Origin of the sequence: Streptomyces katrae (assembly GCF_000966975.1) — a bacterium.
Lineage (GTDB): Bacteria > Actinomycetota > Actinomycetes > Streptomycetales > Streptomycetaceae > Streptomyces > Streptomyces katrae.
In genome coordinates this window covers 1-2,446 of sequence record NZ_JZWV01000300.1, presented here as the reverse complement: position 1 = coordinate 2,446, position 2,446 = coordinate 1, and the positions used below count along the sequence as shown (strand labels likewise).

The 2,446-nt window shown below is 75.7% G+C and carries 3 protein-coding genes; 2 read left to right on the top strand and 1 reads right to left on the bottom strand.

The genetic code is table 11. The annotated features are described in order from the left end of the window. A partial coding sequence (locus VR44_RS12210; RefSeq protein WP_045947476.1) for a glutamate--cysteine ligase occupies window positions 1-1,009 on the bottom strand: 1,009 nt, incomplete at its 3' end. Window positions 1,010-1,182: 173 nt separating this feature from the next. Here VR44_RS12210 and VR44_RS12205 point away from each other — a divergent pair. Together VR44_RS12205 and VR44_RS12200 are read left to right on the top strand one after the other, a co-directional pair. Further along, complete coding sequence (locus tag VR44_RS12205; RefSeq protein ID WP_245691732.1) at window positions 1,183-1,812, top strand: TetR/AcrR family transcriptional regulator; 630 nt, start codon at window positions 1,183-1,185, stop codon at window positions 1,810-1,812. Window positions 1,813-2,018: 206 nt separating this feature from the next. Continuing rightward, a partial coding sequence (locus VR44_RS12200; protein WP_045947474.1) for an ankyrin repeat domain-containing protein occupies window positions 2,019-2,446 on the top strand: 428 nt, incomplete at its 3' end.

Here is a 2,446-nt window from a genome sequence, read left to right as displayed (position 1 = left end):
GTTCGAGGAGGCGGGCGAGGCCCTCCCGCACCCGTTCGAGGTCCCCGCTGTCCTCGAGCGCCTCCCGTACGTGCTCCACCAGCAGGCCGAGGACCGCCTCGGGCGGGGCGGGGCTCATGCTGCGGGGGTCCAGCAGGGGGCCGTCCAGCCCCGACTTGGCGGCCCGCCAGGCGGCCAGCCGCAGCAGGCCGACGCCGATGCGCGCCGGGGGCAGCCCGGCCCGCCAGTCGCGGGCGGCGGTCTCCACCAGGGCGCGGGCCAGGGCGGCGAGGAGGACGGGGGTGCCGGGTTCCAGACAGACGTCGGCGACGCGGATCTCGACCGTGGGGTAGCGGGCGGAGAGGCGGGCGTCGAAGTAGACCATGGCCTGGTCGCGCAGGACACCGGTGGCCAGCATGCCGCGCACCTCCTGGTGGTAGCGCTCCGCGCTGCCGAAGACATCGGTGGGTCCGGCGGAGGGCAGGCGGTTCCACACGCGGCTGCGGTAGCTGCCGTACGCGCTGTCCTGGCCCTGCCAGAAGGGCGAATTGGCGCTGAGGGCGGTGAGCACCGGCAACCAGGGGCGGATGCGGTCGAGGACGGCCACGCCCTCTTCGTCCGAGGCGACGGAGACGTGGACGTGGCAGCCGCAGGTGAGCTGCTCCCGGGCGGTCAGACCGAACTGCCGGCTCACCCAGCGGTACCGCTCCCCGGGCATCGTGGACGGCCGCACCGGCAGCGGTGACGTGGCCAGTGCCGCGAGGGCCCCGCCCGCGCCGGCGGCGTGCCGGGCCGCCTCGGCGCGCCAGCGTACGATCTCCTCGGCCAGTTCCCCCATCCGCAGGACGGGGCGGGTGGCGAACTCCACCTGCTCGCACTTGAGCTCCGACTCCAGCGTCCCCTCGCCGGGGCGGTGCGTGCCGTCGTCCTCACGGGAGGCGGCCGACATCACCGCGGCCGACAGGGCGAGCGGCTCACCCGTCCTGGCGTCCACCAGCAGCAGTTCCTCCTCCACGCCTACGCTGCGCATGCCGTCACGTTCCTTTCGCCGGGCGTCGTGGTGTCACGTGCCCAGGAAAGACGGTCGTACCCCTTGGGCTCCGTTCCCCACGCCGCCGGGAGTGGGCGGGGGTGCGGCTTGCGGGCCCGCCGGCCGCCGGGTTCAATAAATGAACAACCATTTACAAACATGAGGTGATGACGGTGGCGCGGCCCCGAGGGGTGGACGACCTGGCGATCCTGCGGGCGGCGACCGAGGTGATGGGCCGGGTCGGTCCGGCGGGGCTGACCCTGGCGGCCGTGGCCCGCGAGGTCGGTCTGGTGCCGGCCACGCTGACCCAGCGGTTCGGCTCCAAGCGCGGGTTGCTGCTGGCGCTCGCCGACCGGTCCGTCGAGGACGCCGGGGCGCGGATCGCGCAGGTGCGTGCCGCCCACGGCTCCGCGCTGGGCGCGCTGTCGGAGCTGGTGACGGAGACGATGGCGGGCATGGCGACCCCGGAGCGGTTCGCCAACCACCTGGCGTTCCTGTGCATGGACCTGACGGACCCCCAGCTGCGCGAGCGCGCGCTCGCCGTCCACCGGGCCCAGACGCGGGCCGTCGTGGAACTCCTGGCGGAGGCGGTCGCGGCGGGCGAGCTGCGCGCCGGAACGGACCCGGCGGCCCTGGCCCGCACGGTGCAGGCCGTCGCCGCCGGTACCGGGATGCACTGGGCGCTCGAAGGCGAGGGGGACCTCGGCCGGCGGCTGCGGCACGAGCTCGACGCCGTCCTCTCCCCCCACCTCCCGGCCCGGCCACCCCGACCGGAGGAAGCGGCCTCGGCCGGCGCCGCGTAACGGGCGGCGGCCGGGGGCTCCGAGGCGGTCAGCCGTCCAGCGAGAGGGCCTCCTCGGCGTGTCCGACGGGCTCCTCCGAGGACCCGTAGCGGATCCCGGGGCACGGAGCATCGGCCGATCGGATGACGGGCGGGTCCGCCGGGTGTGCGGGGAGGCGGGGACGGCGGGGGGACGCCCGCACCGGTGGGTCCGAGCAGGATGGGGGCATGAACCCGCACGACCGACTGCTGCTCGATGCCGCCAGGGCCGGGGACACGGACGCGGTGCGCGCCGCGCTCGCCGCCGGCGCCGCCCCGGAGACCCGCGACGAGGACCTGCGCACGCCCCTGCTGCTCGCGGTGCTCGGCGACCACGTCGCCGCCGCCGAGGTCCTGATCGCCGCCGGCGCCGACCCCGACGCCCCCGACTCCCGCGAGGACAGCCCCTGGCTGGTCACCGGCGTGACGGGGAGCGTCCGCATGATGCGGGCCCTGCTCCCGGCCGGTCCCGACCTGAAGCAGCGCAACCGGTTCGGCGGCGTCTCCCTGATCCCGGCCGCCGAGCGCGGGCACGTCGGCTACGTACGGGCCGTGCTGGCGGAGACGGACATCGACGTCGACCACGTCAACCGGCTCGGCTGGACCGCCTTGCTGGA